The organism is Streptomyces gamaensis, assembly GCF_042656465.1.
GTDB lineage: Bacteria > Actinomycetota > Actinomycetes > Streptomycetales > Streptomycetaceae > Streptomyces > Streptomyces gamaensis.
This window is the reverse complement of record NZ_JBHSPB010000051.1, coordinates 1-4,238: the sequence shown is the minus strand read 5'-3', so window position 1 is coordinate 4,238 and position 4,238 is coordinate 1. Positions and strand designations below refer to the sequence as shown.

3 protein-coding genes are annotated in these 4,238 nt (G+C 26.1%); all 3 read right to left on the bottom strand.

The features are described from left to right. Positions 1 to 341, bottom strand: a 341-nt coding sequence (locus tag ACFP1Z_RS33545; RefSeq protein ID WP_390321855.1) for a hypothetical protein, incomplete at its 3' end; no start/stop codon positions are given. 136 nt (positions 342 to 477) lie between these two features. Continuing rightward, entirely contained in the window at positions 478 to 3,654 is a 3,177-nt protein-coding gene (locus ACFP1Z_RS33540) for a hypothetical protein (RefSeq protein ID WP_198968538.1), read from the bottom strand. A gap of 313 nt (positions 3,655 to 3,967) precedes the next feature. Continuing rightward, a partial coding sequence (locus tag ACFP1Z_RS33535; RefSeq protein WP_390321852.1) for an STIV orfB116 family protein occupies positions 3,968 to 4,238 on the bottom strand: 271 nt, incomplete at its 5' end.

Below are 4,238 nucleotides of genomic sequence, written 5' to 3'. Positions count from 1 at the left end.
TACTTTATATTATAGCTAAGTGAAGGAGGCGGAACAATAACTTCAGATAATTCGACGGTAGGTCTATTTGCGAGTTCTTGAAAAACATTTCCAAAAGTATACGCTAGTGGTTTTGCCAAATTATATAATACATTATATCCATTAACTTTCAATTGTGCTACATATAAATATTTTGCAAATACATCTTTTAGATTTTGAAAATTACCATTTTGATAATATTGTAATAATTTAGCTGTACCGTATTGATTTATAAATATTAAATTCTGAACAAAGTTGTTCCAGTCTTGTAATGATAGATATTCTAACGGTAATTTGTAACTCATCTTGTATGGCAAAGGCATGATATAATATATCAAAAATGCGGTAAATAAAAAATCAAATCTAATACATTATATAATGTATATGAGTTGTTTTGCATGTGATAACGTAACCCATACACTATATAAAATATATAATGTATATGATGTTTAGAAATTGTTAGTAAGCACTTCTTAATTGCCAATTGAGTGTTATCAATTGAATTTCTTCATCAGTTAATCCATATTTCTTCAATTGTTGAAGATAAGATTGTGCAGTATTAAGATCTATTTTATGTTTCTCAAATAGTAAGCTAATTGTAGTAATTATTTCATTAACATATCTGCTAACTCTTCTATTTCTTGCATATTCAAAATATGTATTTTGTAACTCTTGCGGAATCTGGAATTCTGTAAATACTTTCTGTAGTAATTGTTGTGGATTTGATACATATTCGCTAATTGAAAGTGCTTTTGTCGGCGTTAGATATAGTTCTTGTAAGCCTGTCACAATTTTTCTTACTTGTGCAAATAATTTTATTACATTTAATAATGCTTCATTAATTCCATATTGTTTTAACAAACTTTCAAATTGTAAATTCTGATAATTATAAATTAATGCAGTTATGTATTCAGATTTGAAAGATTGTACTTCTTGTGCTACTAGTAAATGTTGATAATAGTTTACATACAAATTCAATAATTCAGATGGGATAAAGCTATATTCTATTAATTTTTGATCTAGATAATTGTACTTTATTGCATTTTCAATTATGGAAATTGAAGGCAAATGTCTTCTCCAAATTTCAAGACCAAAAGTACTAGCATATTGTTCTAGAAGAATCTTTATTTGATTATCAGGAATTCCTAGTTTTCTTAGTTCACTTTCTGCATTTCCTAGATTTATTGGAACTTTCCCGACTTTATATAATTGACCTTCTATAACATTTTGAATTATTGTATGTACGTTATAAAATGTCGGAATATAAGTATTTACAATTAATTGAGCTATATCTTTCTGCATTCCTAATTTCTCTAGTTCATTTATTGCGTTATCTGGCTTAATTTCCAAATCTTTTAATGATTCTTTTATATACTCAATTTCTAGCGTAGTTTGATAAGTCAATAATGCAGGCTTAATTTCATATTCTATAACTTCTTTTGGTAATTTTGAAATATCTGAAAGAATTCCATGTCTAGCCAATTGGAGATGATAATTAATAATTTTTGGATATATGTATTCGTAATAAAACTTTTGATTATATAAATCAAGAGCTGTTTTATCTTTTACTATTTTTCCTAATTCTCCAGATAATTGTTGTTGATCATAGTATAAAGTTTTCGCAATTGTTTCAATTACGCTTAATTGTAGTTTTGCGATATTTATGTTATATTCTTCTTGAATTATCTGATTTAGCAGATATTCATTAATATTCAATTTCTTCAATTCTACTTCTGCAATTTTTGAATCTATTTGGAATTGTCTTAATTGACTCTTTAAAATTGTCAAAAATGCAGATATTTGTAATTCTTGATTTATAAAGTTTATAAATGCATCTTCATATTCTTTTATTATTCCAATTGCTTTAAATTGCTTTTTGATTTCATCTAAAGATAAATAGCCTTTTTTCGCTAAACTTTCTAGATTTGATAATTGAAACTTTATAAGTTGTTCTGTTTGATTTTCGTAAATCAAAGCTGAAATAATTGCAGAATCAAATCCAATATGTTTTAGATCTTTTTCTAAATCTCTTGGAGAAATTAGAAAACTTTTAAGTTTGAATTGATATTCTTTTAGTATATTTTGCAATTGTGCAAATTGTAATTCACTTTCTAAAATTTGTAATGCTATTTGTTCATTAAATTTATTAGCTTTCAATTCTTCTTTAATCTTTTTCTGATCAAAAATTCCTAACCTAACGATTTGTTGTAATTGTCTTAATAGAAGTTGATTAGTATAAATTAACTGAGATTGTGTGATCATAGTATCGAAAACTGTTCTTACTTCTTCTGGATATCCTAGATCTTTAAATAATTTAGCAATTGTATCATCTAAATATTTAAAATCAAGGTACGGTCTTCCAAAATTTGATAAAGCTCTAGATAATAATGATCTTAAAAATTGTCTAACAATTCTCTGAACTGCATATTCATATTCTAATGTGAAAGTTTTTAGAAATAATTCTTTACCAGTTAAATTAACATTTTGAATTATTTCTTCATAAGCTTTTTGAGGAGTAATAATAAATTGTCGAATCCCTTGCTCTACAGTTCTTTGTAAAAGTCTAGCAGTTTGGTTTTGATACATTAATTTTGCAGTTTTTGGAGTTAATAAATTGTTATATGCATATTTTTCAAGATCTGAAATGTTTAAAATTCCATATTGTGTCCCTAAGATTAGATCGCGAATTCCTACAGGTCTAAATAATGGATTTTTAGGAGCGAAATCATTAACTGGAGGTTCTAGATAAGCATTAGTAAACCAAGCTGGATAACCAGTTAGCAATATTGTTTCTTTTAAGTGATCTTTAATTTCTTCAAAAGACCTTACAGCTACCCATCTTCCAATTTGTACAAATGGCGGATCTGCAAATGGCAAATCGCCCAAACCAATTTCATTAAATATTTCTCTCGCTGTAATTTTAAAATCTGAAATAAATGGTTCTTTTATAAATTCTTTTAAAGTTATAGCAAGTTCAGTTCTTATTTCATTTAAAAAATCTACTGAAGTTTCTGCAAAAGCTTTTATAATTTCTCCAAATTTAATTGGAATTTTTCCGCCTAATCCAACTGGAGCTAAATCTATTTCTATTTCTGGTAAAATTTCAGCTAATTTATCTACAATAACTGGTAAGAATTTTCCAATTGTAATTGGAGCAATAAATGGTGATAAAAATTGAGTAAGTTGAGAAATTGCATTAGAAATATGTTTCATATTAGCTCCGAAAAAGTTCAGAAAATCGGAAATTACTCCTGATATAATTTGTGCAAATGCGTTAGCTACATTTTGGAAAAATGAATATGCTGAATTTATGAAATCAGACGCAATTGAGGATAGAAATTCAAAAGCTCCTACAACTTGTTGTTCAAACCATGAAACAAATCCTTGAATTGTAGAAATTGCAGTTTGTACAAAATTCTGTAAAATTGTTAAGAAATTAGTTGCAATATTTGTCATAAAAGTAGGAATATCGGAAATTGCTTGTCCTAGGAAACTTGTAATATTTTTGATATCATTAACTATTGCATTAATAAAATTTATAAAATCACTAGATATCCAGTTTGTGAAATTTTCCAAATTTTCAATTTCATCTGCAAAGAATGTTCCTAACTCACCTAAATTCAATAGAAAACTCATATTGATTAAATTGTTTCTTTTCAAAATTATAAACATTACTAAAAAAATACAAAACTAAAAGTTCTTTCAATTTTTCGTTTGTTACTTTTTTGCATTCATCTGCTGAAAAATTGTAATGACAAGTATATAAATGAGAGTCGATAATTTACAAGAAATCTTTTTAAACTTTTAACTCACACAAATTTTTACTTTTCTAACGATAATTTACGCAAAATAACGGCGTAAAAACATTTATATATTAAAAAATTTTAGCATAAAAGAGTTAACCCAAATGCGTAATTCCAAAAAGATGAAAAAAATTTTATTTGACTTATTAGTCTACAATTATCTCGAAAAATTGAACTTTTCCAGTTTCGTACAATTTCAATATTTCTTCTAGCGTTAATATTTTTCCTTCTTCTAATCTTTGTGAAATTTGCACAATATATAGTTTGTCTCTTTTGTCTAATTTAATTTCTATCCTATTTTTCTCAAATTTTGTATCACATAATGAATTTATTAGTTGAACTGTTGAATCATGTCCAATTGCATTTATTATTTCTTCATTATCAATATTTGTACAAAATTCTAATCTGTCAATTTTA